Annotated in this window: 23 protein-coding genes and 1 pseudogene; 17 read left to right on the forward strand and 7 right to left on the reverse strand. The window is 64.2% G+C overall.

What is annotated here, in order from left to right; translation table 11 throughout:
* The 4 genes and pseudogenes from ABIB73_RS23720 to ABIB73_RS23735 form a co-directional block, all read left to right on the forward strand.
* Window positions 1-119: pseudogene (locus tag ABIB73_RS23720) on the forward strand (chemotaxis protein CheW); the annotation flags it as partial.
* Window positions 120-191: 72 nt separating this feature from the next.
* Window positions 192-557 (forward strand): response regulator, encoded by a 366-nt coding sequence (locus tag ABIB73_RS23725; RefSeq protein ID WP_008138864.1) that lies wholly within the window; start codon window positions 192-194, stop codon window positions 555-557.
* A 75-nt stretch (window positions 558-632) separates the two neighbouring features.
* Window positions 633-1,829, forward strand: a complete 1,197-nt coding sequence (locus ABIB73_RS23730) for a protein-glutamate methylesterase/protein-glutamine glutaminase (protein ID WP_354227883.1) — start codon at window positions 633-635, stop codon at window positions 1,827-1,829.
* On the forward strand, window positions 1,826-2,698 hold the full coding sequence (locus ABIB73_RS23735; RefSeq protein ID WP_354227885.1) for a CheR family methyltransferase: 873 nt from the start codon (window positions 1,826-1,828) through the stop codon (window positions 2,696-2,698). The genes ABIB73_RS23730 and ABIB73_RS23735 overlap by 4 nt, the downstream gene beginning before the upstream one ends.
* A 56-nt stretch (window positions 2,699-2,754) precedes the next feature.
* Here the strand turns inward: ABIB73_RS23735 and ABIB73_RS23740 are convergent, their stop codons facing one another.
* The 4 genes from ABIB73_RS23740 to ABIB73_RS23755 form a co-directional block, all read right to left on the reverse strand.
* Window positions 2,755-3,915, reverse strand: a complete 1,161-nt coding sequence (locus ABIB73_RS23740; protein WP_354227887.1) for a glutathionylspermidine synthase family protein — start codon at window positions 3,913-3,915, stop codon at window positions 2,755-2,757.
* A gap of 3 nt (window positions 3,916-3,918) precedes the next feature.
* Window positions 3,919-4,167 (reverse strand): hypothetical protein, encoded by a 249-nt coding sequence (locus ABIB73_RS23745; protein ID WP_354227889.1) that lies wholly within the window; start codon window positions 4,165-4,167, stop codon window positions 3,919-3,921.
* A gap of 81 nt (window positions 4,168-4,248) precedes the next feature.
* Window positions 4,249-4,647 (reverse strand): hypothetical protein, encoded by a 399-nt coding sequence (locus tag ABIB73_RS23750; protein ID WP_354227891.1) that lies wholly within the window; start codon window positions 4,645-4,647, stop codon window positions 4,249-4,251.
* A 17-nt stretch (window positions 4,648-4,664) separates the two neighbouring features.
* Complete coding sequence (locus tag ABIB73_RS23755; protein WP_354227893.1) at window positions 4,665-5,069, reverse strand: DUF350 domain-containing protein; 405 nt, start codon at window positions 5,067-5,069, stop codon at window positions 4,665-4,667.
* Window positions 5,070-5,457: 388 nt separating this feature from the next.
* On the opposite strand from ABIB73_RS23755, the gene ABIB73_RS23760 reads away from it, so the two are divergent.
* Entirely contained in the window at window positions 5,458-7,284 is a 1,827-nt protein-coding gene (locus tag ABIB73_RS23760) for a CHAT domain-containing tetratricopeptide repeat protein (protein ID WP_354227895.1), read from the forward strand.
* A 76-nt stretch (window positions 7,285-7,360) separates the two neighbouring features.
* On the forward strand, window positions 7,361-8,944 hold the full coding sequence (locus ABIB73_RS23765) for a hypothetical protein (protein ID WP_354227897.1): 1,584 nt from the start codon (window positions 7,361-7,363) through the stop codon (window positions 8,942-8,944).
* A gap of 113 nt (window positions 8,945-9,057) precedes the next feature.
* Here ABIB73_RS23765 and ctrA read toward each other — a convergent pair whose 3' ends face one another.
* Window positions 9,058-9,759: a response regulator transcription factor CtrA gene (gene ctrA / locus ABIB73_RS23770; RefSeq protein ID WP_007600544.1), complete on the reverse strand. Its 702-nt coding sequence runs from the start codon at window positions 9,757-9,759 to the stop codon at window positions 9,058-9,060.
* A gap of 430 nt (window positions 9,760-10,189) precedes the next feature.
* Between ctrA and fliI the strand changes: the two genes are divergently transcribed.
* The 6 genes from fliI to ABIB73_RS23800 all read left to right on the forward strand — a co-directional run bounded on the left by fliI (window position 10,190) and on the right by ABIB73_RS23800 (window position 16,508).
* Window positions 10,190-11,515 (forward strand): flagellar protein export ATPase FliI, encoded by a 1,326-nt coding sequence (gene fliI / locus ABIB73_RS23775; RefSeq protein ID WP_354227899.1) that lies wholly within the window; start codon window positions 10,190-10,192, stop codon window positions 11,513-11,515.
* Window positions 11,516-11,636: 121 nt separating this feature from the next.
* A complete protein-coding gene (gene fliJ / locus ABIB73_RS23780) occupies window positions 11,637-12,056 on the forward strand; it encodes a flagellar export protein FliJ (RefSeq protein WP_354227901.1) in 420 nt (139 codons plus the stop codon).
* Window positions 12,057-12,238: 182 nt separating this feature from the next.
* Window positions 12,239-12,784: a sigma-70 family RNA polymerase sigma factor gene (locus ABIB73_RS23785; protein ID WP_354227903.1), complete on the forward strand. Its 546-nt coding sequence runs from the start codon at window positions 12,239-12,241 to the stop codon at window positions 12,782-12,784.
* Between the two features lie 22 nt (window positions 12,785-12,806).
* Complete coding sequence (locus tag ABIB73_RS23790) at window positions 12,807-13,847, forward strand: anti-sigma factor (RefSeq protein ID WP_354227905.1); 1,041 nt, start codon at window positions 12,807-12,809, stop codon at window positions 13,845-13,847.
* Window positions 13,848-14,216: 369 nt separating this feature from the next.
* Complete coding sequence (locus ABIB73_RS23795) at window positions 14,217-15,176, forward strand: helix-turn-helix transcriptional regulator (protein WP_354227907.1); 960 nt, start codon at window positions 14,217-14,219, stop codon at window positions 15,174-15,176.
* Window positions 15,177-15,290: 114 nt separating this feature from the next.
* Complete coding sequence (locus ABIB73_RS23800; RefSeq protein ID WP_354227909.1) at window positions 15,291-16,508, forward strand: NAD(P)/FAD-dependent oxidoreductase; 1,218 nt, start codon at window positions 15,291-15,293, stop codon at window positions 16,506-16,508.
* A 317-nt stretch (window positions 16,509-16,825) separates the two neighbouring features.
* Here the strand turns inward: ABIB73_RS23800 and ABIB73_RS23805 are convergent, their stop codons facing one another.
* Together ABIB73_RS23805 and flhA are read right to left on the reverse strand one after the other, a co-directional pair.
* Window positions 16,826-17,026 carry a hypothetical protein gene (locus ABIB73_RS23805; protein ID WP_354227911.1) on the reverse strand — a complete coding sequence of 67 codons (201 nt, stop codon included), beginning with the start codon at window positions 17,024-17,026 and terminating at the stop codon, window positions 16,826-16,828.
* Window positions 17,027-17,320: 294 nt separating this feature from the next.
* On the reverse strand, window positions 17,321-19,462 hold the full coding sequence (gene flhA, locus ABIB73_RS23810) for a flagellar biosynthesis protein FlhA (protein WP_354227913.1): 2,142 nt from the start codon (window positions 19,460-19,462) through the stop codon (window positions 17,321-17,323).
* 359 nt (window positions 19,463-19,821) lie between these two features.
* Here flhA and ABIB73_RS23815 point away from each other — a divergent pair, with 359 nt between their 5' ends.
* Genes ABIB73_RS23815 through ABIB73_RS23835 form a run of 5 tightly spaced genes read left to right on the forward strand, consistent with a single transcriptional unit; the run spans window position 19,822 to window position 24,652 of the window.
* Window positions 19,822-20,637, forward strand: a complete 816-nt coding sequence (locus tag ABIB73_RS23815; RefSeq protein WP_354227915.1) for a GntR family transcriptional regulator — start codon at window positions 19,822-19,824, stop codon at window positions 20,635-20,637.
* A gap of 50 nt (window positions 20,638-20,687) precedes the next feature.
* Entirely contained in the window at window positions 20,688-21,857 is a 1,170-nt protein-coding gene (locus ABIB73_RS23820; protein WP_354227917.1) for an ABC transporter substrate-binding protein, read from the forward strand.
* A gap of 23 nt (window positions 21,858-21,880) precedes the next feature.
* A complete protein-coding gene (locus ABIB73_RS23825) occupies window positions 21,881-22,834 on the forward strand; it encodes a ferritin-like domain-containing protein (RefSeq protein WP_354227919.1) in 954 nt (317 codons plus the stop codon).
* Between the two features lie 13 nt (window positions 22,835-22,847).
* Window positions 22,848-23,771 (forward strand): hypothetical protein, encoded by a 924-nt coding sequence (locus ABIB73_RS23830; protein ID WP_354227921.1) that lies wholly within the window; start codon window positions 22,848-22,850, stop codon window positions 23,769-23,771.
* 5 nt (window positions 23,772-23,776) lie between these two features.
* A complete protein-coding gene (locus ABIB73_RS23835) occupies window positions 23,777-24,652 on the forward strand; it encodes a branched-chain amino acid ABC transporter permease (RefSeq protein WP_354227923.1) in 876 nt (291 codons plus the stop codon).
* Window positions 24,653-24,677 lie beyond the last annotated feature (25 nt).

Raw genomic sequence — 24,677 nt, forward strand, 5'->3', positions numbered from 1 at the left:
ACCTCGACCCCCGCATGGCCAAGCTCGCCGGCGGCGTCCACCGCCTCGACGGCCAGCTCATGGTCGTCCTCGACGTCGATCGCGTCCTCGAGCTCGCGCCCGAGATGATGGCGGCCTGATACGGCGGCACCGCCGCCGACGGACTTGCAATTGGAAGTCCCCCGCAAAGGGGACAGGAAGCAGAGGTTCACATGCGAACTTGTCTCGTCGTTGATGATTCCAGCGTCATCCGCAAGGTTGCGCGCCGGATCCTGGAGGGCCTCGACTTCCAGATTCTCGAAGCCGAGGACGGTGAGAAGGCGCTGGAAGCCTGCAAGCGCGGACTTCCCGACGCAGTGCTGCTCGACTGGAACATGCCGATCATGGACGGCTATGAGTTCCTCGGCCATCTGCGCCGCATGCCCGGCGGCGACCAGCCCAAGGTGGTGTTCTGCACCACCGAGAACGACGTTGCGCATATCGCGCGCGCGCTGCATGCCGGCGCCAACGAGTACATCATGAAGCCGTTCGACAAGGACATCGTGACAGCGAAGTTCCAGGAAGTCGGCTTGATCTAAGCGAGCACCCGGAGGCTGTACGGATCCTTCGGCGCTTGTTTTCAACTGAACCGTTTCAGTCTGAGTTGGTGAGTAATGAGTGTTGCGTTCGCAGGTAATTCGACCACGAGCCCGTCGCGCGAAGCCGGGCCGCTGCGGGTGATGATCGTCGACGACTCCGTCGTCATTCGCGGTCTGATCTCGCGCTGGATCGGTGCCGAGCACGACATGGAAGTCGCTGCCTCGCTGCGGACCGGGCTCGAGGCGGTCAACCAGATCGAACGCATCAACCCCGACGTTGCCGTGCTCGACATCGAAATGCCCGAGCTCGATGGCATCTCGGCGTTGCCGCAACTGCTGGCGAAGAAGCGCGATCTCGTCATCATCATGGCCTCGACGCTGACCCGCCGCAACGCGGAGATCAGCTTCAAGGCGCTGTCGCTCGGCGCAGCCGACTACATTCCGAAGCCTGAGTCGACGCGCGAGGCGTCGGCCGCGGACATCTTCCACCACGACCTGATCCAGAAGATCCGTCATCTCGGCGCGCGGCTGCGCAGGAAGGCTGCAGTTGCGAGCCCGCCGCTGGCGCCCGCGAGCCCGGCTCCCGCGGCGCGCGGACCCGTCGCGCGGCCTGCCGCGCTCGCGGCGGCTCCGGCCGTGCATGCCCCGTCCTCGCTGTCGGTGACCACGCGTCCGTTCTCGACCCAGGCACCGAAGGTGCTGCTGATCGGCTCCTCGACCGGCGGTCCGCAGGCGCTGATGGCACTCGTCACCGAGCTCGGCCCGGTGATCGATCGCTTCCCGGTGCTGATCACCCAGCACATGCCGCCGACCTTCACCACCATTCTCGCCGAGCATCTGGCGCGCTCGAGCCGCAAGCCGGCGAGCGAGGCGGTCGACGGCGAGCCGGTGAAGCCCGGTCGCATCTATCTCGCACCGGGCGGCAAGCACATGCGCGTCGTGCGCAACGGCGCCGACGCCGCGATCGCGCTCGACGACGGCCCCGCCGTCAATTTCTGCAAGCCCGCAGTCGATCCGCTCTTCACGTCCGCCATCGACATCTGGCACGGCAGCATCCTCTCCGTGATCCTGACCGGCATGGGCTCGGACGGTATGCGCGGCGGCAAGGACATCGTCGCCGCCGGCGGCAGCGTGATCGCGCAGGACGAAGCCACGAGCGTGGTCTGGGGCATGCCGGGTGCGGCTGCCAATGCCGGCATCTGCGCGGCAATCCTGCCGCTCAACCAGATCGGCGCCAAGGTCAATCGCCTGTTTGCGGGAGACCGCTCGTGACGCCTACGGACTATGAGTATCTGCGCAGGTTCCTGAAAGAACGCTCCGGTCTCGATCTCTCCGCCGACAAGCAGTATCTGGTCGAAAGCCGGCTGCTGCCGCTGGCCCGCAAGGCGAGCTTGCCCGGCATTCCCGATCTGGTTCTCAAGATCAGGAACGGCGACGGCCGGCTTGCGACCGACGTGGTCGAGGCCATGACCACCAACGAGACCTTCTTCTTCCGCGACAAGATCCCGTTCGATCATCTGCGCGAGACGATCATGCCCGGCCTGATCCAGGCCCGCGCCGCGCGCAAGTCGCTGCGCATCTGGTCGGCGGCCTCCTCGACCGGGCAGGAGCCTTATTCGATCGCGATGTGCCTGAAGGAGATGGGCGCTGCTCTCGCCGGCTGGCGTATCGAGATCGTCGCTACTGACCTGTCGCAGGAGGTGCTGGAAAAGTCCAAGGCCGGCGTCTACAGCCAGTTCGAGGTGCAGCGCGGCCTGCCAATCCAGCTCCTGATGAAATACTTCACGCAGTCCGGCGACATCTGGCAGCTCAATGCCGATGTTCGCGCGATGGTGCAGTTCCGCCAACTCAATCTGTTGCAGGATTTCGCCCAACTCGGCACGTTCGACGTCATCTTCTGCCGCAACGTGCTGATCTATTTCGACCAGGACACCAAGGCCGTGATCTTCGAGCGCATGGCAAGGGGCCTGGAGGCCGACGGCACGCTGCTGTTAGGAGCCGCCGAATCTGTCGTCGGCATCACGGATGCCTTCCGTCCCGTCGCCGATCGTCGCGGCCTCTACCAGCTTAATCCCGCGCGCTCCGGCCGCCCGATGGGAGGGTTGATGCCGCAGCCGCTGAAGATCGCCGCAGCGAGGTGATTTTTATTCTTGTCATTCCGGGCTCGCGACTTTGTCGTGCCCCGGAATGACACGCCTCACAAAATCGCATGCGGCAGAAACCGCGAGCTGTTGCCGGTGATCGGGCTCTCGTCTTCGCGGATCGACAGGCCACACGGCTCGTGGTTCACGAGCCAGCTTCCCACCACCGGATAGAAGCCTGAAAAATTCGGCAGCGGCGACAGCGCCTGGCGGACGAAGCCTTCGGCGCCGTAAGGGCCCGTGTGTTCGTCAAGCGGCACGCCGGCCGAGACCAGCGTGACATTGGCGCCTTCGCGCGACAGCAGCGGTTTGCGTACATAGGAGGTTCCGAGCTCGGCGGCGCGAGGATCGTCCTCGAAGAACGCCGGCAGCAGGTTCGGATGGTTCGGAAACATCTCCCACAACAGCGGCAGGATGCCCTTGTTGGAGAGCACGGCTTTCCACGGCGGTTCGATCCAGCGCGTCGGTACGTCCGCGAGCTTTGCGCCGAAGGCGTCGTGGAACATCCATTCCCAGGGGTAGAGCTTAAAGGCGAGCGCGATGTCGCGGTCGTCGAGATCGACGAAGCCACCGGCCTCATCGCGCCAACCGATCTCCTCGATGTCGAGCAGTGTGGTCGACAATCCTGCCTGGCGCGCGGTGTCCTCGAGATAGGCGAGCGTGCCGGCGTCTTCCTCGTTGCCGGTGGTGCCGGTGAGATGCAGATGACGGCTCGCGGCAATCGTCTTCCATGTTTCGATCAGCCGCTCGTGGATGGAGTTGAACTGGTCGGCGCGCGCCGGGATGATGCGCCGCTCGATCGCCTGCTCGAGCCAGGTCCATTGAAACGCCGCGGCCTCGAAGATCGAGGTCGGCGTATCCGCATTGTATTCGAGCAGCTTTGCCGGCGTCTCGCCGTCGAATTTCAGATCGAGCCGGCCGTAGAGGCTGCGGTCGTCGCGCTCCCAGCTCTCCGCGATCAAGTTCCAGAACGCTTCCGGAATCTTCAAACGCCGCAATTGCCGCTCGTCGTCGATGACGCGGCCAGCGAGCTCCTGGCACATCGCGTCGATCTCGCCGGTCGGCGTCTCGATCCCGCGCTCGATCTCGTCGAGGGTGAAGGCGTAGTAGGCGCGCTCGTCCCAATAGCGCTCGCCGTCGATGGTGTGGAAGGCGAAGCCACACTGTTCGGCGGTTTGCTGCCAGTCGTCGCGTTCGGGACAGACGATGCGTTGCATGTGTCAGCCGCCGCCGTGACCGCCATGACCGTGACCGCCATGACCTTGATCGGCATAACCATGTCCGTGCATGTGATGCGGCGTGCCGCCGAAGCCGCCATAGGTGGGCCGGCAATAGGGCCTGCCGTCGATGCCGGGAACGGCTTCGAGCCCGGGGCCGCAGGGCCGCTCGCGCTTCACAAATCCCATCGAGACCGCGCCGACTGCGGCGGTGCCCATCAAGGTGAGCACGACCCTTCGCGAACGTTTCATGTCGATTCCTTCCGCGACGTCACCTAAGCAGACTTTCACTTAAGCAGAGCTGCGCGCGGCGTTGAATTCACAAACCGCGCCTCAACCGCCGCCGGAGATGCCATGCGCAAACGAGCCGAAGCCACCGCGTGTGACGCCGCCGGAGCCTGAATCGGACGAGGTGCCCGACGAGGAATGGCTCGAGGAGTCGCTGCTGAAGAAGCTCGATCGCGACGACCAGTGCGAGCTGCTGCCTGACGAGCCGCTGCTGCATGGGGTGCTCGTCTGTGCCGGCGCCACCGCGCCGAGGACTGACGCCCCGGGAGGAGGGGGATCGCAATTCTGCCGCGGGATCAGCGTGTAGGCGGTGGTGCCGACCGCGATCGTACCCATCACCAGCAGCGCGACATGGCCGGAGCGCTTCACGGGCTCCCGCGGTGCCGGCGACACGGGCGCCGGCCGGCGCTTGCCAAATTCCTTGGTGGGAGGCGTCGCGGCCATGTCACTTCGCTATCATGTCAGTAGATCATGCAGGCGGCGTTCAAGAGCCCCGCGGCGAGCGAGGACAGGCCGAGCCAGATCGCCGGTGCAAGCTCGCCGGCTGCGATCCGCCCCGACAGGTTCGGCACCGGCACCTTGACGAGATAGAACACGGCGACCTGCACCATCAGCGCGATGAAGGCCCAGATCAGGCAATCCAGCACATTGGCCGAATGCGCGATCGCACTGAACAGCGGCGCCACGAAGCCAAGCAAGCTGAGGCCGAGCGCAATCGCCGCGGCCGGGTCATTGTCGCGGATGAGCTGGAACTCGTTGTGCGGCGTGATCCGGGTGTAGACGAACAGATACGCTACCATCGCGATCAGTCCGGTGCAGAAATAGACCAGGAAAGCAGGCAGGCCGGCGAGCGATTGCAGGATCATGGGGAGGTCCGATGTTTGCTGCGCGAATTCTGGCACGATCGCTTAGTCACCGCACCGGGCGAACAGGTTCGATCCCCAGAAACGAAACCAGCTCTCCGCGGGTGTCCGGGCACCGCACAAATTTTCGGGCCGTATGAGACATGCTTCACAAATGCGTCTCGAGGTTGCGTGTGATAGTCTGGCCCATTGATGTTGTGGTCGTCCTGGCGGAGTACATGAGTTGGGCCCTCGCTGAGATCAGCCCTCCGGCCCCTGCACGATCGGACCGGCACGATCTGAGCGGCGGCCATGTTTATCGCCGATGCGCATGCGGCCATGGCGAAGCGCGCCACCTGAATTCGAGGGATTTTTCCAACGGCCAAAGAAATCTTGTTTGAGTGAGGCTCAAATGCCTGAATACGAAGATTTCGAGCTTGAGATCGGCTCTTATTTGCCGGGGGGTATCGGTCCGCAGCAGTATTACGGGCGCGTCGTCAGGTCGCCGGGTGGCGAGGCGCCGAGGAGCCAGGTGAAGTTCTGGTTCTCCGCCCCGGGCGAGTTGGCAAAGTTGCGGGGAGAGCTCGAAAACGCAGTTCTGGAGATCGACGATAAGAGCCGTCCTGGCCCGGTGACGCGCGGCGAACAGGTCTTGCGGGATTTCGGGCGCGGGGTCTTCCGCAGTGTCTTCACTGAGGTCCCGTTGATCCGGCAGGTCTACGACCGCAGTAAGGGCGCGGCGCAGGATTTGAGGATCAAGCTGCGGATTGAGGCGGACGAACTTGCCGGGCTGCCCTGGGAATATCTCTATGACGAAAACGAGATTCCCTACTATGTGAGCCTCACCCGGCCCATCGTGCGGCATCTCGAGACAGCGGGAAGCGTGGCGCGCATGGGGGTCAAGGGCCCACTGCGCATTCTCGGCATGATTGCCGATCCCTCGACCAGCGAATGGCCGAAGCTCGACGTCGTCAAGGAGCGCAATCGCATCAACAAGGGCATCGATGCGCTCCAGCACGATGGCAAGGTCGATTTCCAGTGGGTTCCGGGCGGGACCGGTAAAGACCTGATGAAGAAGCTGCTCGAGGGAGAATGGCACATCTTCCATTTCATCGGGCATGGCGGGGTCGACGAATTGCTGGCCGGCGCCGACGCCGACAGTTTCGATGAGCGCGGCTTCGTCGTCATGGTCGACGAGGACGGCAAGCCGGTAAAGAAGTTCGCTTCAGATCTTGCGATGATGCTGACGGGAGCGCGCAAGAGCCTTCGCCTGATCGTGCTCAATTGCTGCGAAAGCGCCAGGATCAATGTCGGCGATCGTTTTGGCAATCCGGCGATTGGACTGATGAAGACGGGCTGGCTGCCCGCCGTGGTGGCGATGCAGTTTCCCATCACCGACAATGCCGCGATTTCGATGTCGGAAGGATTTTATTCAGCGCTGGCCGGCAACCGTCCGATCGACGATGCCGTGACGTTCGCGCGCCAATTCATCCAGCAGAAGTCACGGGTCGAATGGGGAATTCCGGTTCTCTACATGCGCTCGTCCGACGGCAGGATCTTCAACGTCGAAAATCCGCAGCCGGCCGCGAGCCCGCCCGAGGCGGCTCGCCTCTCGAAGGAGGATCTGCGGCAGCGGCGTGACGCACTTCTGCGCGCGCTCGATGCCGCGCCGGCCACGATCGAGGAGCTGGAGGAGTTGACGCGGCGCGGACGCGAGCTGCACGGCCTGCTCGCAGACGACCAAGAGCTCTCGGTTCGGCTTGCCAATGTCTACTTTGATCTCGGGACGCTTCAGCACAAGCAGAAGCAGATTCCGAAGGCGGCCGCCAGCTTCGCCTACATGATCGAGCTGGATCCGGCCAAAGCGGAATATCGCGTGCGCAGGGCCAATTTCAACGTGACGGTCGGGCTCTACGAGAACGCGTTGAACGATATCAACGAGGCCATCAAACTCAAGCCAGACAACCCTGAATTTTACTGGATCAAGGGCATCGTGACCATGACGGCCGCAGGGATCGACGACAAGCGGGGCTATCTGGAAGAGGCGATCAAGGCCTTCAGCATGGCGGCCTCGATGAAACAGGATGAGCCAAAATACCTGGTGTCCCGCGCCAACGCCTATGCGCAGATCAAGGAGATGGCCAAGGCACAGAACGATATGGACAGCGCGATTGCGCTTGCGCCCGACAACATCGATTTCCTGGTCCAGAAGGCCAAGATCGTGGCGCAGGCTGCCTGACTTTTCGAAAGCATCGCCGGACGCCGCGGCGGCCGGCACATCTTCCGCAAGCGAACCCTAGCGATAGGAGTTCACCGTGACGCTCGATAATGTCGTTCACCTGTTGAATGCAGTGTTCGATCCCCTGGGGGGACCGCTGCTCGTCGTCCTGTTCTACTGGTTCAGGTTTCACACGCTCAAGGGCACGCGCTCGTTCACGACGAAACCCTTCTTTGTGTTCGGCGTCGCCGCCTTCATCACCCCGTTCATGATCGTCTATGCGCTGCTTCCGCAGAAGCTGTCGCCGCTTGCCGCGATCTGGCTCCTGATCTTCGTCTGGCTCATTCCCTTCCTTCCGAAGGTATGGCGACGCTTCTGCCAGGAGCTGGCCGGCATTCCCGCCAGCGCGCTCACGCTGCGCGAGACGCTGGCCGCGTCGCCCTTCCAGGTCCATTCAGACGACATGCTGAGCCTTCAGCGCAAGCTCGCCAGGGTCGGTTACCAGATCGACGACTTTCGTGCCGTGCAATCCACCGCGATCCAGTCACGCCTGCTGAAGATCTCGGCGCTGATGCTACATCTCGAGCGCTGGGCCGGAAGCCGCGAGAGCTTTATGGAGCGCAACTCCGACCTCTATGCGGAACTGCTCGCGGTCTACGACTCCCTGTGCTTCCGCACCGTCCGCGTGCTCAAGAGCAGCGCCGAGATCTACGGCGCGATCATGGAAGACAGCCAGGTCGAGCCGAACGACTGGCAGGCGCTCGACCAGCTTTCGACCCGCCACAGTGCGGTCAGCCAGCTTCAACTGGCCGCCCAGACGGCGGCGGGATGCATGCTGGAGGATCTGCGCAAGGACATGGATTCGCTACTCAACAATCTCCTGCTTTTCGCCACGCGCGCGGCGCTCGCCGGCGAATGGACGCTCGCCCGCAGCAGGCGAAGGCTGGGCGCGATCGGCTTCACGCTGGAGCCGTCCTCGCCCGGAATCGTGAAATTTGTGGCGATCGTTGCGGCTTTCACCTTCGGTTGGTGCCTTCTGTGGCTGCTCGGCTCGGGCAAGATAGTTCACGTTCCCGGAGATCAAGCCGCCGGGGTGCTGCGGACTCTGGTCACGACTCCTCTGCAGTTCATCCTGAATTTCTGGCTGGTCTACTATTTCAAGAGGTACTACGGCTTTGCGAACGAAACGATCTTCGGTCGACTCCCGGTGGGATTCATCCTGTCGATCGGCCTCTGTAGTGCAGTGATCTTCTTCCCGATCCAGGCGACGTTCGATTTCTACCAGTTTCCGGATCGATCCTATCCCGACGTCGTGCTGCGCGAGCTGCCGCTTTTGATCTTCCCCTGGGGCATCGGGGCAATGACGGCCCTGCTGGTGCAGGATTCGACGTGGGGCAGGCGGTCGCGGAAGACAAGGCGGCTGAGAGACGGCCTCGTCTTTGGTGGTGGCATGACGGTGATGTTGTGGATGCTGCTGGCCATCCACCAGGTCATCCCCATGCCGGTAATGGAAATCGTCGACCGCGTCTCCGGATGGGCCTTCTTCTTATCCTTCGTGCTTCCGACCTTCCTGTTCGGCTTCATCATCGGCTATGCGATGATCGGTTCGCTGCGTGAGGCGGCCGCGCGCTGCCCGGTCAGAAGGCCGGTCGCGGCAAGCCCTGCGCTCGCGAGCGCATGACCGGATATGAACGTCACCGTCAGCGAAGGCCCCACAAAACAAAACCCCGCCATTTGCGGCGGGGTCCAGGCTGGGAGGAGCAAGCCCAGAAGGGCTCGCGACGTAAACGCTGATCAGGCCGGAATGCGCTCTTCGACCTCGTGCGGCTCGCGCAGCACGTAGCCGCGGCCCCACACCGTCTCGATGAAGTTGCGGCCTTCGGAGGCGTTCGCGAGCTTTTTGCGGAGCTTGCAGATGAAGACGTCGATGATCTTCAGCTCCGGCTCGTCCATGCCACCATAGAGGTGGTTGAGGAACATTTCCTTGGTGAGGGTGGTGCCCTTGCGGAGCGAAAGCAGCTCCAGCATCTGGTATTCCTTGCCGGTCAGATGCACGCGCTGGCCGCCAACTTCCACCGTCTTGGTGTCGAGGTTGACGACGAGGTCGCCGGTCTGGATGACCGACTGGGCATGGCCCTTGGAGCGGCGCACGATCGCGTGGATGCGGGCAACCAGCTCGTCCTTGTGGAAGGGTTTTGTCATGTAGTCGTCGGCGCCGACGCCGAGACCCTTGACCTTGTCCTCGATGCCGGCGAGACCGGAGAGGATCAGGATCGGTGTCTTGATCTTGGAGACCCGAAGCTGCTTGAGCACGTCGTAGCCGGACATGTCGGGCAGGTTGAGGTCGAGAAGAATAATGTCGTAATCGTATAATTTACCGAGATCGACGCCTTCTTCCCCCAAATCGGTCGTGTAGACGTTGAAGCTTTCAGACTTCAGCATCAGCTCGATCGACTGCGCGACGGCGCTGTCATCTTCAATCAGCAAAACGCGCATGCCAGTTCCCCATAGTCGCCGCTCCTGGGCGTCAGGTCGGCCGCATTCGCGGCACTCAACAAAACGCCTTTGAACAACTGATTCGGATCCTGACAAGAGATGGTTAACAAACTCTGATTCTGGAACGCAAGTCCCCCCGGTGCAATTTTTGTCGAATCGCCCTAAGGTCTTGTGCGCGAAGCAGCTTTCGTTACCCGGTTCCGTTCAAGTTCCACTTTAAGAGACGGGCCTAACCGACTCTCGCGACTCAGCCTTCTTCTGAAGGGGAGCCACGCTCAGTCACAAAGACAGTGACGCAATGATTAACGATGCGGGTAAACACGAAGTTAAGCGCCGTTCAGAAATATGGCGAAACTTAAGAGTCTCGCCTTGAAGGCCCCAATCATGAAGGCGCGCCGCCTTATGAAGGCTCTCTTATGAAGGCTCTCTTATGAAGGCTCTTGCCGAACAGATCGGCGATATCGACGGCGTCAATATTTACGGCCGCGTGGTCGGCGTTCGCGGCCTGATGGTCGAGGTGGCTGGACCTATTCACGCCATGTCGGTCGGTGCGCGACTCGTGATCGAGACCGGCGCGAACCGTTTCATCCCCTGCGAGGTGATCGGCTTCTCCGGGAACAATGCCGTCGTGATGCCGTTCGCCGGCCTCGACGGCGTGCGCCGCGGCTGCAAGGCGGTCATTGCCAATGCTGCCAATCAGGTGCGTCCGTCGTTGGCCTGGCTCGGCCGCGTCATCAATGCGCTGGGCGAGCCGATCGACGGCAAGGGGCCGCTGCCGCAAGGCGCTTCGCCGATGCCGTTCCGCAACACGCCGCCGCCGGCGCATTCGCGCAAGCGCGTCGGCGCGCCGCTCGATCTCGGCGTGCGCGCGATGAACACCTTTCTTACCTGCTGTCGCGGCCAGCGCATGGGCATCTTCGCGGGCTCCGGCGTCGGCAAGTCGGTGCTGCTCTCGATGCTCGCGCGCAATGTCGATGCCGATATCAGCGTCATCGGCCTGATCGGCGAACGCGGCCGCGAGGTGCAGGAATTCTTGCAGGACGATCTCGGCGAGGAGGGGTTGGCACGCTCCGTCGTGGTGGTCGCAACCTCCGACGAGCCGGCGCTGATGAGGCGGCAGGCCGCGTATCTCACGCTCGCGGTCGCCGAATATTTTCGCGACGAGGACCAGGATGTCCTCTGCCTGATGGACTCGGTGACGCGCTTCGCCATGGCCCAGCGCGAGATCGGGCTGTCCGCCGGCGAGCCTCCGACCGCCAAGGGCTACACGCCGACCGTCTTCACCGAGCTGCCGAAGCTGCTGGAGCGCGCCGGTCCCGGCCTCGGCATCGGCGCCATCACCGCGATCTTCACGGTGCTGGTCGACGGCGACGATCATAACGAGCCGATCGCGGACGCCGTCCGCGGCATCCTCGACGGGCACATCGTCATGCAGCGCTCGATCGCCGAGCGCGGCCGCTACCCCGCCATCAACATCCTCAAATCCGTCTCCCGCACCATGCCGAAATCGGCCGATCCGCAGTTCTGGCCGACCATCCAGCGGGCGCGCCAGGTGATGGCGACCTATGCCGACATGGAGGAGTTGATCCGGCTGGGCGCCTACCGGGCGGGGTCCAGCCCCGAGGTTGACGAGGCAATCCGCCTGCACGAGCCGCTGGAGGCGTTCCTGCGCCAGCGCAAGGACGAAAATGCCTCGCTGGCCGACGGCTACCGCCAGTTGGCGCAAATCCTCGGTAATTTGGAAACGGAACGCTAACTTTGTCCCGTCATCATCCGATCCCACAGAGTAGCAGAGCCGGTCTTGGCCCAAATTGGGCCTGTGGGGAGACCGGTGTCGTCCCACGTGCAGCTAGGGGACTTCTGGGGAGTACGAGTCGATGAAGTCACGTGATACCCTCATCCGCCTGAAGAAGTTTCAGGTCGACGAGAAGCGCCGCAGGGTCGCCCAGATCGAGTCCATGATCGCCGACTTCCAGCGGATGTCGACCGATCTCGAGCGGGAGATCCAGACCGAGCAGGACCGCGCCGGGATCAACGATCCCTCGCATTTCGCCTATCCGACCTATGCCAAGGCCGCCATCCAGCGCCGCGAGAACCTGACCCGCTCGGCCGACGAGCTGAAGGGCCAGCTCGAGGAAGCCAAGGCCGCTCTTGGGGAGGCCTTCGAGGAATTGAAGAAGGTCGAGCTCCTGGACGAGCGCGACCAGGCCCGCGAGCGCGCCGAGGAAAACGCCCGCGAGCAGGCCGATCTCGACAGCATCGGCCTGATGCGCGCCCGCATGGGCGCCATCGCCTGACGCGCAGCTAGCGGTCAAACCGCCGAGAATTTGCGAGCCCGGACCCGCAAGGTCCGGGTTTTTGCATTTGCTGTCCACAGTGTGGCGCGCCGCCCCCTTGGTGGCGGGCTTTGCCGCGCGCTATGGTAGCAGAGTGCCGGGGTCCGCGCGGGATGCGACGGGGCCGCGCGTTGGGGGGCCGAATGCTGACGCCAGCTGAGCTGGTCGGGCTGATTGAGGCGGTGTCGAAGCGCGATCAGGCCGCGTTCGAGCGCCTCTACCACGCCACACGCGCGAAACTCTATGGCGTCGTGCTTCGTATCTTGCGCCGACAAGATCTCGCAGAGGAGGTCATTCAGGAGACCTACGTCAAGATATGGAATAGTGCCGGCCAGTTCAATCCGGCGCTGTCGTCGCCGATCACGTGGATGGCGTCGATCGCGCGCAACCGCGCCATCGATATCGTGCGCAAGAAGACGGAAGCCTCCATCGAGGAGGAGCCTCAGGCGATGGAAGTCGCCGCCGACAGCCCCGATCCCCTGGCGCGCCGGCAGATGTCAGAGGAGTTGAAGCGGCTCTTGGAATGTATCGGCCGGCTCGAGCCGGACCGTCAGAGGCTCGTGCTTCTCGCCTATTACAACGGCTGGAGCCGCGAGCAGCTGGCGGAGAAATTCGCCGCGCCCGTCAACACGGTGAAGACGTGGCTCCGGCGCAGCATGTTGGATATCCGGGAGTGCCTCGGACTATGAGGATGGTTTTGGACTGCAACTGATGGCCTACACGGAGGACCATATCGCGCTCGCCGCGGAATATGCGCTCGGCACCCTCGACGCCGACGAGCGCGCGCGGGTTGCGACCATGATGGCGGTCGACCCGGAGTTCGCCGCCGTCGTGCAGGCCTGGGAATTCCGGCTCGGCGTCCTCAACCAGATGGTCGGCACGATCGAGCCGCGGCCGATCGTGTGGGAGAAGATCAGGCTCGAGATCGCGCGGACGGCCTCATCGCAAGACTCGTCCCAGGAGCCGCCGGTGCTGTCAGACGCACCGTCGCCACCCCCGCCGGAATCGTCTGCGCCGGAGCCGTCGTCGCCAGAGCCGCCATCGCTGGACGTGCAGCAGCCGGAGCCGCCCCAATCCGACTCCGATGCCATTCCGGATTTCGTGCCGCAATTCGTTCCGCAGACCCATGCGCCCGATCCGCGCGTCGTGCCCGTGACGCAGGTCCCGGTCGTCGACAACACCAACGTGATCCGGCTCGAAGGGCGCGTGAAGCGCTGGCGCAACATCGCCTCCGCGGTGGGCGCGCTCGCGGCCGCGCTGCTCATGACGCTGTCGCTTCAGATCTTCCGGCCCGATGCATTGCCTGTTGCACTGCGTCCCGTACCGCGAATCCAGACGGTCGAGGTGAAGACTCCGGCCGCGCCGCTTTCTGCGCCTGCACAATATGTCGCGCTGTTGCAGGGCCAGAGTGGCGGCCCCGCCTTCATCCTCACCATCGATGGCGCGACCAAGAATTTCACGGTGCGCAAGGTCGGCGCGACGCCGGAGCCCGGCAAGAGCTTCGAGCTCTGGCTGATCTCCGACAAGCTGCCGCGCCCGCGGTCGCTCGGCGTGATCGGCAGCGGCGATTTCACCGCACGCGCGGTGCTCGCCGGCTACGATGCCGACGTCGTCAACGGTGCGACCTACGCCGTCACCGTCGAGCAGCCAGGCGGCTCGCCCAACGGCCAGCCGACCTCGGCGCCGGTCTTTTCCGGCAAGCTGATCGAGACCGTGCCGCCGTCCCAGCCGCCGGCGCCGGCGAAGAAGTAGGCGCCGCTACAAGCTGCAAGCTCCATCGTCGTCCTGGCGAAAAGCCAGGACCCATTACCCCGACTGCACGTCGTTGCAGCAAAACGCGGCCACAGCGTACTGCTGCAATGCAGGCTGGTGGTAATGGGTCCTGGATCAGCGCTCGCTCCGCTGGCTTGTCCAGGACGACCCTGGGGTGGCATTGGGCGCTTCAGCGGCGCGATCCATCCGAGCCTATTCCTGTCGCCATTGTCCACTCCGTCGTCGTTTTCCGACAAGTCTCGCCAAATCAGCCCCCGATTTGAACCTCCCCGCAATTCGCGGCGTCAAATGCCCGGAATTTAAAGTCGGCGCCACTGATCGCGGTGCCGGAGAGGGGCGAGAAATCAGATGGATGCAGCAAAGCCGCCGGGCATCTTCATTCACCAATATGCGGGGCTGCCGCACGGCCCGGCGTTCGAGCATTGGCGCGACAGGGCCTGCAGGCCCTGTGGCCTCGATATCGGGCCGAGCCATGGCGACAGCATCGACTGCCGGCTCCAGATCAGCGTGGTCGACAATATCGCGCTGGCCATTCCCGAAGGCGCTTCCGCGCAATATTCACGCACGCAGAGCTTGCTTGCCGACGGCAGCGACGATCTCGTGCTGATCAGTGCGCATGCCGGCCTCGTCCGCGTCGGGCAGAACGGTCATAGCGTCGAGCTTGCGCCGGCGCAGATGATGCTCGTCGACATGGGCGTCACCGGCACGGTCGGGCATACCGACGAGGATCGCTTCACCACCATCCGCATGCCGCGCCGCGCGCTGCTCGACATCAATCCGCGCGCCGAGGAGAAGCTGTCGCAAGTGCTCTGCGACGGCGCGGTCGCCGAAACCATCTTCCGCTACCACGCGCTCGCCGCCCATCACGCCCCGCATCTCGACGCGGTGGGCCAGCGCCTCACCGCGCAGCACATGGTCGATCTCGTCGGTCTCCTGCTCGGCACCGACGCCGAGCACGCGGTGCTCGCGCGCGGTCGGGGACATGCGGCGGCCCGTCTCGATCTCATGCGCGCCGACGTGATGGCAGCACTCGGCCGCAACGATCTCTGCCTGTCTGAGGTCGCCACGCGATCGGGCCTGAGCCCGCGCCAGGCGCAGCGGCTGTTCGAGCAGGCCGGCACGACCTTCACCGAATTCGTGCTCGAGCAGCGCCTCTTGCTCGCGCGAAAACTGCTCGGCGATCCCCGCGCCAGGACGCGCAAGATCAGCGACATCGCGCATTCGTCGGGCTTCTCGGATCTGTCCTATTTCAACCGAGCCTTCCGCAAGCGTTTTGGTGCGACGCCGTCGGAGCTGCGCGAAGCGTGAGCCGTGATTTTGTGCTGCGGGCGACGCCGCCGCAGTTGGTCCATCCGGACGCATGAGCTATATCTGCCTGCGCGGGCAGGCCGCAGGATCCTTTGGACAACGCAGTAGGCGGACATGGCGCGTATCGTCGTGCTCGGCGCCGGGTTTGCAGGGCTGTGGGCGGCCATCGGCGCCGCACGCAAGCGCGACGAGATCGGCGCAGGCCGTGAGATCGAGATCCGTGTCGTCGACCGAAATCCTTATCACAACATCCGCGTGCGCAATTACGAGGTCGATCTCAGCGAGGTCGCGCTTCCGCTTGCGCAATTGCTCGATCCGATCGGCGTCAGCCACGGCATAGGCGAGGTCGAGGCGATCGATCCGGCGCGGCGCCAGATCACGCTTGTCACGAGCGATGGCAAGGAGATGCTGGTTTATGACCAGCTCGTGCTCGCGCTTGGCAGCGAGGTGATGCGTCCCGACATTCCCGGCCTTGCCGACCACGCCTTCGACGTCGACACCTATGCCTCGGCGCTTCGCCTCGAAAACCGTCTCGCCTCGCTCGGACGCAGCGCGCCGTCGCCGGGGCGGTCGACGGTCGTGGTGGTCGGCGCCGGCTTTACCGGCATCGAGGTTGCTGCCGAAATGCCCGACAGGCTGACGCGCGCCGGCATCACCGTCGACCGCCGCATCATCCTGGTCGATCCCAATCCCGCGGTGGGCGCCACCATCGGCGCGCACGCGCGTCCGGTCATCGAGACGGCGTTGTCGTCGCTCAAGATCGAGCGCCGGCTCGGCGTGCGGGTCATCTCCGTCGAGGCCGCGGGCATTCGCCTGAGCTCGGGTGAGTTCATTCCCACGCAAACCGTGATCTGGTGTGCGGGCATGCGTGCGAGTCCGCTTGCTGCGAATTTTCCGGGCGCGCGCGATTGCCTCGGGCGCCTACTGGTCGATCCATTCATGCGGGTTGCGGATCAGCCCGGCGTGTTCGCGGCCGGCGACGTCGCCTCCAGCGTTGTCGACGGCCTGCATCCGACCGTGATGTCCTGCCAGTTCGCCCGTCCCATGGGCCGCTTCGCCGGCCACAATGTGGTGGCCGACCTTGTGGGCCAGCCGCTCTTGCCGTTGCGGATCGACTGGTACGTGACGGTGCTCGATCTCGGCGGTTGGGGGGCACTCTACACGGAAGGGTGGGATCGCGAGGTGCGCACCACTGGCGCAGCCGCGAAGGTGACCAAGGAAACGATCAACCGCAAGCGGATCTATCCGCCGCTTACCGGCAGCAAGGAAGACCTCTTCGCCGCCGCATCGCCAACGGTGCAGGCGCCGCCGAAGACCTATGGGGCGCGGTAGTCTCAAAGACTCGGTGTCATCGTCCGCCTTGTGCGCAATTGCGCACTGGGGCGGACGACCAGTATTCCAGAGGCGGTGGTGTGAAGCGGATAAGCCGCGGCGTACTGGATCCCCCGCCTTCGCGGGGAATGACAGCTGGGTTTGGGGCGACACCCGACGCTGCATTTGGAGCGCAAACATATACCAGACATGAGAAAGCGCCCGTGGGGGGCGGGCGCTTTCTGTAGTCGACTTGGGGTTGGGGTCGTCTACATATCCACGTGGCGACTTTGGGGGGCTGGTAAAGAGCCGCGTGAATTCTTGAAACTCAGATCTCCTTAGCGAACGAGCGATGCGTTCGAGCTGGTAATAACGACCGGCTTGCCGGCCTTGATGACACGTGCGGTCTGGGTCAAGCCTTCATCCGAACCCGAGCGTGCGCTTATCCCGAAGCCCGCCACCGTGATGCCGGCAACGAGCGCGACGACCACGATCTTCAGATGGGTCGAGCGATCTGCGCTGTAAATCGAGTGGTTCATGGAAGGCTCCTGCAGCCACCTACCAGAAGTAGTCGCCGCCCTGTTTAGGCAGGTTCATGCTTCCGGTGCCCAACAACTTAGTATTGGGGGGATTCGTTCCCAAGGGGCGATCACAAGAGCGTGACACGACGTGAAAGGCCGCGATCGAAAGCGGCCCTTGATCGTGCGATTTGGTAATTATTTCAAAGATGTAACGTGCCTGTAAGGCGCCTTGTCGGCATTTGCCCGACAAGGCGCCCGGAACTCAAAAACCATTTGCCTGTGGCCGAAAAACACACGGGTTCTTAAGGCAAATCAGATGCTTCCGACTGTTTTCAACCTCGCCCTGGGGTGGATTTCGGCCTGCGACAAGACCGTGGTCTGGGCGCGGAACCGCTCGACGAGAGAGCGCACGAAGGGACGAATTGCCGCAGAGGTGACCATGACCGGCGCCTCACCCTCGCGGGCGGCGCGCTCGAAGGCCTCGCGCACGCCGGTCATGAACTCCGACAGTTTTGATGGCTGCATGGCGAGACTACGCTCCTCGCCCTGACCGACGATGGATTCGGCAAAGGCCTGCTCCCATCGTGCCGACAGGGCGATCAGCGGGAGGTAGCCGTTGTACGAGGTATTCTGCGCGCAGATCTGCCGCGCCAGGCGGGCGCGGACGTGCTCGACCATGGTCGCGGGATTGCGCGAGAAGGCGAGCGAGTCGGCGATACCCTCGAGGATGGTCGAGAGGTCGCGGATCGAGATGCGCTCGGCGAGCAGCAGTTGCAGCACGCGCTGGATGCCGGAGACCGTGACCTGTCCGGGGACGATGTCCTTGACCAGCTCGCCCTGCTCCTTCGGCAGCTCCTTGAGCAGCTTCTGGACCTCGCCGTAGGAGAGCAGGTCCGACATGTTGGCCTTGAGCAGCTCGGTGAGATGGGTCGAGAGCACGGTCGCGGCGTCGACGACGGTATAGCCCTTGAGCGAGGCCTCTTCCTTGAGGCTGGCATCGACCCAGGTTGCGGGCAGGCCGAAGGTCGGCTCGGTGGTATGGATGCCGGGCACCTGCACCTGGCTGCCGCCGGGGTCCATGACCATGAACTGGTTCGGCCAGATCTTGCCGGTGCCGGCGTCGACCTCCTTGATCTTGATGATGTAGGTGTTGGCCTCGAGCTGGACGTTGTCGAGGATGCGCACGGCCGGCATCACAAAGCCCATCTCGATCGCGAGCGAGCGGCGCAGTGCCTTGATCTGCTCGGTGAGGCGGTCGGTGCCGTCGGGGCCGTTGACGAGCGGCAGGAGCGCGTAGCCGAGCTCGATCTTGAGGTCGTCGATCTTGAGGGCGGCCGAGATCGGCTCCTCGGCCGCCGCGCTTCCCGGTGCGCCGGGCGTTCCCGGTGCAGGCGCGGCCTTTGCGGCTTCCTCGGCCTTGGCGGTCGCGCGGTTGCGGTTGCGCGCCGACCAGGCCAGCGCGCCGGCGCCGGCGCCGAGCGCGAAGAAGGGGAGGGTCGGAATGCCCGGCAGCGCCGCCAGCACCAGCATGACCGCCGAGGACATCGCGAGCGCCTGCGGATAGCCGGAGAACTGCTTCATCAGCGCCTTGTCGGCCGCACCCGAGACACCGGCCTTGGAGACGAGCAGGCCCGCCGCGGTCGAAACGATCAGCGCCGGCACCTGGGTGACGAGGCCGTCACCGACGGTCAGCAGCGTGTAGCTGCGCCCGGCATCGGCAAAGGACAGGCCCTGCTGGGCCACGCCGATGATCATGCCGCCGACGACGTTGATGAAGACGATCAGGAGGCCCGCGATGGCGTCGCCGCGGACGAATTTCGAGGCACCGTCCATGGCGCCGAAGAAGCCGCTCTCGTCCTCCAGCGCCTTGCGGCGCTCCTTGGCGACCTTCTCGTCGATCAGGCCGGCGGAGAGATCGGCGTCGATCGCCATCTGCTTGCCGGGCATGGCGTCGAGGTGGAAGCGGGCGGCGACTTCGGCGATGCGCCCCGAACCCTTGGTGATGACCACGAAATTGACGATGACCAGGATGGCAAAGACGATGATGCCGATGACGAAATTTCCGCCCATCACGAAGCTGCCGAAGGCCTCGATGACGTGACCGGCGGCATCGGTGCCCTCGTGCCCGTGCGACAGGATCAGGCGGGTCGAGGCCATGTTGAGCGACAACCGCAGCATGGTCGAGATCAGCAGGATGGTCGGGAAGGCGGAGAACTCCAGCGGTGCCTGGATGAACAGCGACGTCATCAGGATCAGGATCGAGAGCGTGATCGAGATCGCCAGGAACAGGTCCAGCACGATCGCGGGCAGCGGCAGGATCAGCACCACCAGGATGGTGAGGATGCCGAGCGCGAGCGCGATGTCGCCGCGCTTGAGGACGTTGACGATTTCGGTGAGGGAGGGGAGGCCGGGCTTCGCGCCGCCTACGCCCTGTCCCGCGGTGACATCGACCATCGTAGCTGCTCCCCCGCGCGACTGCCGTCCGCGCGCCCCAAACGTCTGCGCGGCGGCCGATGGGCCGCCGCTCCGAAAGTGAGGCACCGCACTGGCGTCCACGGGAGCTCCCGTTCTACGCGGCTGACGACACTCGACTCCACTGGGCAATTTTTGCCCGGTGTATGGTTAGCAAAGGGTTAACGCTCGGTGGTTAGGGGGCGAATCGAGGCTGCTCGAAGAGCCGGACCCGCACGCCCTGCCACAAGATGACGCATGGCCAATCAGAGGCTGCCAGAAATTTACGCTTGTGCGATTGTATGGTTAGGCAGACAATCATTCAATCAAGGGCCGACGATGTGGTTGGTGCGATGCAGGACGTGAGCGACAGCTTGCCGGTGCTGGAAGCGGATTGGGTCAATCCCCCGCTTGATCGCACGTCGCCGCTTCCGCTCTATGCCCAGATAAAACAACGGCTGATCGGTACGATCCTGCGCTGGGAGCAGCCCGACCGGCGCTTCTTCTCGGACGAGCAGCTGTGCGAGATGTTCTGCGTCAGCCGGGACACCGTGCGTCAGGCGCTGTCCGAGCTGGTCCGCGAAGGCATGCTCACTCGCAGCCGCGGGCTCGGCACCTTCGTTGCCGTCCGCAAGCTGGAAGAGCGGTTCGGGCCCGGCATGGACTTCATGCGGCAGTGGGAAGCTGCCGGCACGCCGATCCAGCCCACGCTCCTCGTTTTCGAGCGCTGCGGCGCCGACGATCAGATCGCGGCCGCGCTGGATGTCGAGGTCGGTGCGCGCGTTCTCTTCATCAAACGGACCCGCGCCGCGGCGCGCGTGCCCGTCGCCATCGACTATCGCTATCTGCCGGCCGATCTCGTTGACGACTGGGATGAAAGCGCGGCTCTCGCCTCGCCGCTCCATCTGTTGTGGCAGCGCGTCGAGCTTCGCGCCGGCGACTTCGGCATCGAGGCCGGCATCGCCGGCCCCGAAGAGGTTGAATACCTGCATCTCGCCGCCGGCGCGCCGGTGCTGACGCGCACGCTGCGCTATCGCGATGCGACCGGCCGCCTGGTGATGGCGGGCCATACCGTCCATCGCGGCGACCTCGTGCGCTACTCGCTGAGCATGCCGCTGTCGCGCGACGGCAAGGCGCCTGCGGGCGAGATCGACAAGAGTGGCGTGCATGACGATTGAACGACGGGCATCGGGACGCCACGAAGCGTCCGTTTGAGTGGAGGGGTATCGTGAATCTGGGACGACGCAATTTCCTGCAATTCATGGGCGGCACCGCGCTCGCCGCAACAGGCATGCAGACCGGCTGGGCTGCGGACGAGCCGCTGCGTGTCGGGTCGATCCTCTCCGTCACCGGGCCTGCCGCGTTCCTCGGCGAGGACATGAAGGCCGGCCTGCAGCTCGCCGTCGACGAGATCAATGCCGCGGGCGGCATCGGCGGCCGCAAGATCGTGTGGACCTTCTATGACGCGGAGAGCCAGACGCAGAAGGCGATCTCCGCCACCCGCCGTCTGATCAGCCAGGACAAGGTCCAACTCATCCTCAGCGGGGGCAATATGAGCGGCATTGCGCTCGCGATGGCACCGATGGCAGAATCTGCCAGCATTCCTTTCATATCGAGCGAGGGCGCGCTCGCAATCGTCACGCCGGTCGCCGAGCGGAAATGGGTGTTCAAGAGCACGGTCGACGACGAGGACGTGCTCGAGCGCATCGCCGACTATTTCGCCAAAAAGAACATCAAGAAGGTGGCGCTGATCGCGGATACAAGCGGCTTCGGCCAGGGCGCCGTCATGCAGATGAAGAAGGTCGGCCCGCGCCGCAACCTCGACGTCGCCTACGAATCGTTCGACCCTGCCGACACCGACATGATGCCGCAGCTCACCCGCATCCGCGACAGCGGAGCGGAAGCGATCATCTGCTGGACCGTTACGCCGGCCGGCGTCGTATTCCTGAAGCAGGCGCAGCAGCTCGGTCTCGACAGCCGCACGCTGGTCCACAGCTATGGTTTCGTCTCGTCTCACTACATGACGCTCGCCGGCGATGCCGCGAAATCGGTGCTGCTCGCAAGCCTGAAATTCCCGGTAGGCGACCAGCTTCCGGACAAGGATCCGCTCAAGGCGGGCATTCTCCGGCTGTTCCGCTCCTATCAGGAGCGCTTCAACCGCGCGGCCAGTCTCTACGCTGCGGAATCCTACGACGCAGCCATGCTGGCGAAGGAAGCGCTGAGCAAGGTCGGTGGCGACGTCTCCAAGCTTCCGCAGGGCATGGAGCAGGTCAAGAATTTCGCGGGCATGAGCGGCGTGTTCAGCTTCTCGCCGGAGCGCCACTCCGGCCTGTCGAAAAAGGACATCGTGCTGATCAACTGGCGCGACGGGCGATTCAACCTCGCCGACTATGAATAGGCCAAAACCGGAAGGAGGATGCCATGGCACTCTCGCGTGATATGTCGCAAGATCAGGCTTTCGAAATGGTGCAGACCCTGCTCGATGCGCCCGAAAGCCGCTTCCCGCTGACCTTCAATTCGGACCTGCCGCGGATTCGCGAGCTGTTTCATGCCGCGACGCGCAACCAGTGGGACCCAAAGACCGATGTGGACTGGGACCAGCTCAAGCCGGAGAGCTACACCGAGGAACAGCGCTACGCGGCGCGGCTGTACTGGAGCCGTCGCGCCTGGAGCGAGTACGGCGCCATTTCGGAGAGCCCCTCGCTCCAGCTCCGCTTCGGCCTGGAGAATCGCCCATCCGACATGCAACTCTTCTTCACCATCCGTTCGCAGGAGGAGGCGCGCCACGCCGAGGTCTGCCACACCATGGCGGAGAAGCTCGGTGGCTACATCGAAAAGCCGGTGCAGCAATTGTTCGAAGGTTCGGTGTCGACCCACGGCGTGCGCCGCGCCACGCTGAATGCGGACGTGCCGCTCGAAGGCATCATCGCGGCGCTGGTGTGCACCGCCGAGGAGATCGCCTTCGATGTGTTCAAGCATCTCGACGACGTCACGCGCGATCCCGTCGCGAGGCAAATCGTTCGCTTCATCATGCGCGATGAATCGCGCCATTGTGCCTTCGGCTGGTATTTCCTCGAGGCAATCTGCGAGACGCTCACGCCGGAGCAGAAGGTGATGATCGAGAACTCGGTCATCACCATGATGGAGAAGGTCGAGCTCAACGGCTACCATTCGAGCTGGCTCGCGCCGGAAAACCCGGCCTCGCTGGCGGAGATCGAGGCCGATCGCATCACCTACGAGGCCGGGCTCGGCTCCACGGTGGAAGAAGCCGAGAAGCCGGTGTTCGTCGCGACAGTCCAGCGCATCCGCGACCAGATGAAGCCGCTCGGCATCAATCTGCCGCCGTTCCACCACGACAAGCTCGGGACGATCTGACGTGCAGAGGGCCATGCATCAGGTCAAGCCGACCTTGCCGCCGTCGCGCCTGTTGATCGAGCGGCGTTTCCCGCTCGAGATGAACCTGACGCTCCCGGAGATCCGAGAGCTCTACGACACCGGCAAGGCCGGCCGCTGGAATCCGCATCGCGACGTCGACTGGAAGGCGCTCGGGCCCGCAAAATATGACGAGCCGGTGCGGCAGGCCGCGCGCCGCACCTGGAGCCGCAGGCTCTGGGTCGAGGCGACCGGTCTCACCGAGACGCCTGCGCTCTTGATGCGCTTTTGCATGGAGATCGGCCGCGAGATCGACCCGAAATTCTATCTCACGGTCCGCAACACCGAGGAAGCCTGGCATGTCGAGTGTTTCGATCGGCTCGCCGAGGCGTTCGGCGGGCGGATCGCTTCGCCGGCCGACCGTGCCTATGAGGCCACCTTCAACCGCAATCTGCACCGGCGGGCGATGGATGCAGGACAGAACCTCGACAGCTACGTGGCCGCGTTCGCGGCATTCGAGGACGGCCTCGAGCTCGAACTTTGCCGCACCTGGCGCGCCCACGCCAGCGACCCCACCGTCAAGGCTGTGCTCGATCGCGTCATCACCGACAAGGAGCGCCACGCTGCGTTCGGCTGGCTCTATCTCGATTCACGTGCGCCGCGTTGGACCGCCAAGGACCGTGCGCTCATCGCCGACGAACTGACCGCGCATGTACGCGAGACCGAGCTGAAGGGCTATCATTGCCCCTGGCTTGCGCCGGAGCATGCCGCGGCCGAGGCTGAGGCCGATGTGTTGACGGCGTCCGCGGGCCTTGGCGGCGCGCCGCGCGCGTCCGAGGAGGATACGCTGGTGACCTACGCCGCGAACGCGCGGGCCAAGCTTGCCGAACTCGGGGTCGTCCTGCCTCTGTTCGAATCCAATCGCATGCGGACGTTCTGAGTGCCATGACGACCACCATCCTCCAGTTGCTGGTCGCAGGCGTTGGTACCGGCAGCATCTACGCGCTGATCGCCCTCGGCTTCAACGTCGTGTTCAAGAGCACAGGCGCGATGAATTTTGCACAAGGCGAATGGGTGGTGATGGGCGGGATGATCTCGGCGCTGCTGTTTGCGGCGACGAGCAATATCGGGCTCGCCTGTGCTCTCGCGGTCGTGATCGTCATCATGGCCGGCATTGCATCGGAACGATTGGTGATCTGGCCGCTGCGGCGGCCGAATACGCTCTTGATCACGCTCGTCAGCATTGGGCTTGCGATCTGCACGCGCAGCCTGGTCATGCTGGTGCTCGGCAAGAAGCCGGTCGGCTATCCCGGCTTCTCGCAGGTGCCGACGCTGGTCCTGGGCGGCGTCGCGGTGCAGACGCAGACGCTGTGGATCGTCGGTCTGACGCTCGCCTTCCTGCTCGCGATGCACCTGTTCTTCGAGCGCAGCATGCTGGGCAAGGCGCTGCGCGCGGCGGCAGCCGATCGCGATGCGGCGGCCATCGTCGGAGTACGCGTCGAAACCACGGTGATGCTCTCGTTCGCGATCGCCGCCTTTGCCGGCGCGCTGGCCGGCGCCATCATCACGCCGCTGACGCTGTCCTCTTACGACCAGGGCGCCATGTTCGGCTTCAAGGGTTTCAGTGCCGCGATGCTCGGCGGTGTCGGCAGCCTGCCGGGCGCTGTCGTCGGCGGGCTCGTGCTCGGCCTCCTCGAGGCATTCGGCAGCTTCTATATCTCCTCCGATTTCAAGGACGCGATCGCCTTCACGGTGCTGCTCCTCATCCTGTTCGCGCGTCCTTCGGGCCTGCTCGGCCGTGCCGACGTGGTTAAGGTCTGATCGGATGGCCCTGGCTCACGCGAAA

This window comes from Bradyrhizobium sp. F1.4.3, from assembly GCF_040548375.1.
GTDB lineage: Bacteria > Pseudomonadota > Alphaproteobacteria > Rhizobiales > Xanthobacteraceae > Bradyrhizobium.

Bases quoted from the DNA above. Each gene is read 5' to 3' on its own strand.
- ABIB73_RS23805 (WP_354227911.1), bottom strand. From the start codon at position 17,026: ATGAACCACTCGATTTACAGCGCAGATCGCTCGACCCATCTGAAGATC.
- ABIB73_RS23795 (WP_354227907.1), top strand. From the start codon at position 14,217: ATGGATGCAGCAAAGCCGCCGGGCATCTTCATTCACCAATATGCGGGG.
- ABIB73_RS23725 (WP_008138864.1), top strand. From the start codon at position 192: ATGCGAACTTGTCTCGTCGTTGATGATTCCAGCGTCATCCGCAAGGTT.
- ABIB73_RS23745 (WP_354227889.1), bottom strand. From the start codon at position 4,167: ATGAAACGTTCGCGAAGGGTCGTGCTCACCTTGATGGGCACCGCCGCA.
- ABIB73_RS23755 (WP_354227893.1), bottom strand. From the start codon at position 5,069: ATGATCCTGCAATCGCTCGCCGGCCTGCCTGCTTTCCTGGTCTATTTC.
- ABIB73_RS23800 (WP_354227909.1), top strand. From the start codon at position 15,291: ATGGCGCGTATCGTCGTGCTCGGCGCCGGGTTTGCAGGGCTGTGGGCG.
- ABIB73_RS23750 (WP_354227891.1), bottom strand. From the start codon at position 4,647: ATGGCCGCGACGCCTCCCACCAAGGAATTTGGCAAGCGCCGGCCGGCG.
- ABIB73_RS23830 (WP_354227921.1), top strand. From the start codon at position 22,848: ATGCATCAGGTCAAGCCGACCTTGCCGCCGTCGCGCCTGTTGATCGAG.
- ctrA (WP_007600544.1), bottom strand. From the start codon at position 9,759: ATGCGCGTTTTGCTGATTGAAGATGACAGCGCCGTCGCGCAGTCGATC.
- fliI (WP_354227899.1), top strand. From the start codon at position 10,190: ATGAAGGCTCTTGCCGAACAGATCGGCGATATCGACGGCGTCAATATT.
- ABIB73_RS23825 (WP_354227919.1), top strand. From the start codon at position 21,881: ATGGCACTCTCGCGTGATATGTCGCAAGATCAGGCTTTCGAAATGGTG.
- ABIB73_RS23760 (WP_354227895.1), top strand. From the start codon at position 5,458: ATGCCTGAATACGAAGATTTCGAGCTTGAGATCGGCTCTTATTTGCCG.
- ABIB73_RS23790 (WP_354227905.1), top strand. From the start codon at position 12,807: ATGGCCTACACGGAGGACCATATCGCGCTCGCCGCGGAATATGCGCTC.
- flhA (WP_354227913.1), bottom strand. From the start codon at position 19,462: ATGGTCGATGTCACCGCGGGACAGGGCGTAGGCGGCGCGAAGCCCGGC.
- ABIB73_RS23835 (WP_354227923.1), top strand. From the start codon at position 23,777: ATGACGACCACCATCCTCCAGTTGCTGGTCGCAGGCGTTGGTACCGGC.
- ABIB73_RS23740 (WP_354227887.1), bottom strand. From the start codon at position 3,915: ATGCAACGCATCGTCTGTCCCGAACGCGACGACTGGCAGCAAACCGCC.
- ABIB73_RS23785 (WP_354227903.1), top strand. From the start codon at position 12,239: ATGCTGACGCCAGCTGAGCTGGTCGGGCTGATTGAGGCGGTGTCGAAG.
- ABIB73_RS23730 (WP_354227883.1), top strand. From the start codon at position 633: ATGAGTGTTGCGTTCGCAGGTAATTCGACCACGAGCCCGTCGCGCGAA.
- fliJ (WP_354227901.1), top strand. From the start codon at position 11,637: ATGAAGTCACGTGATACCCTCATCCGCCTGAAGAAGTTTCAGGTCGAC.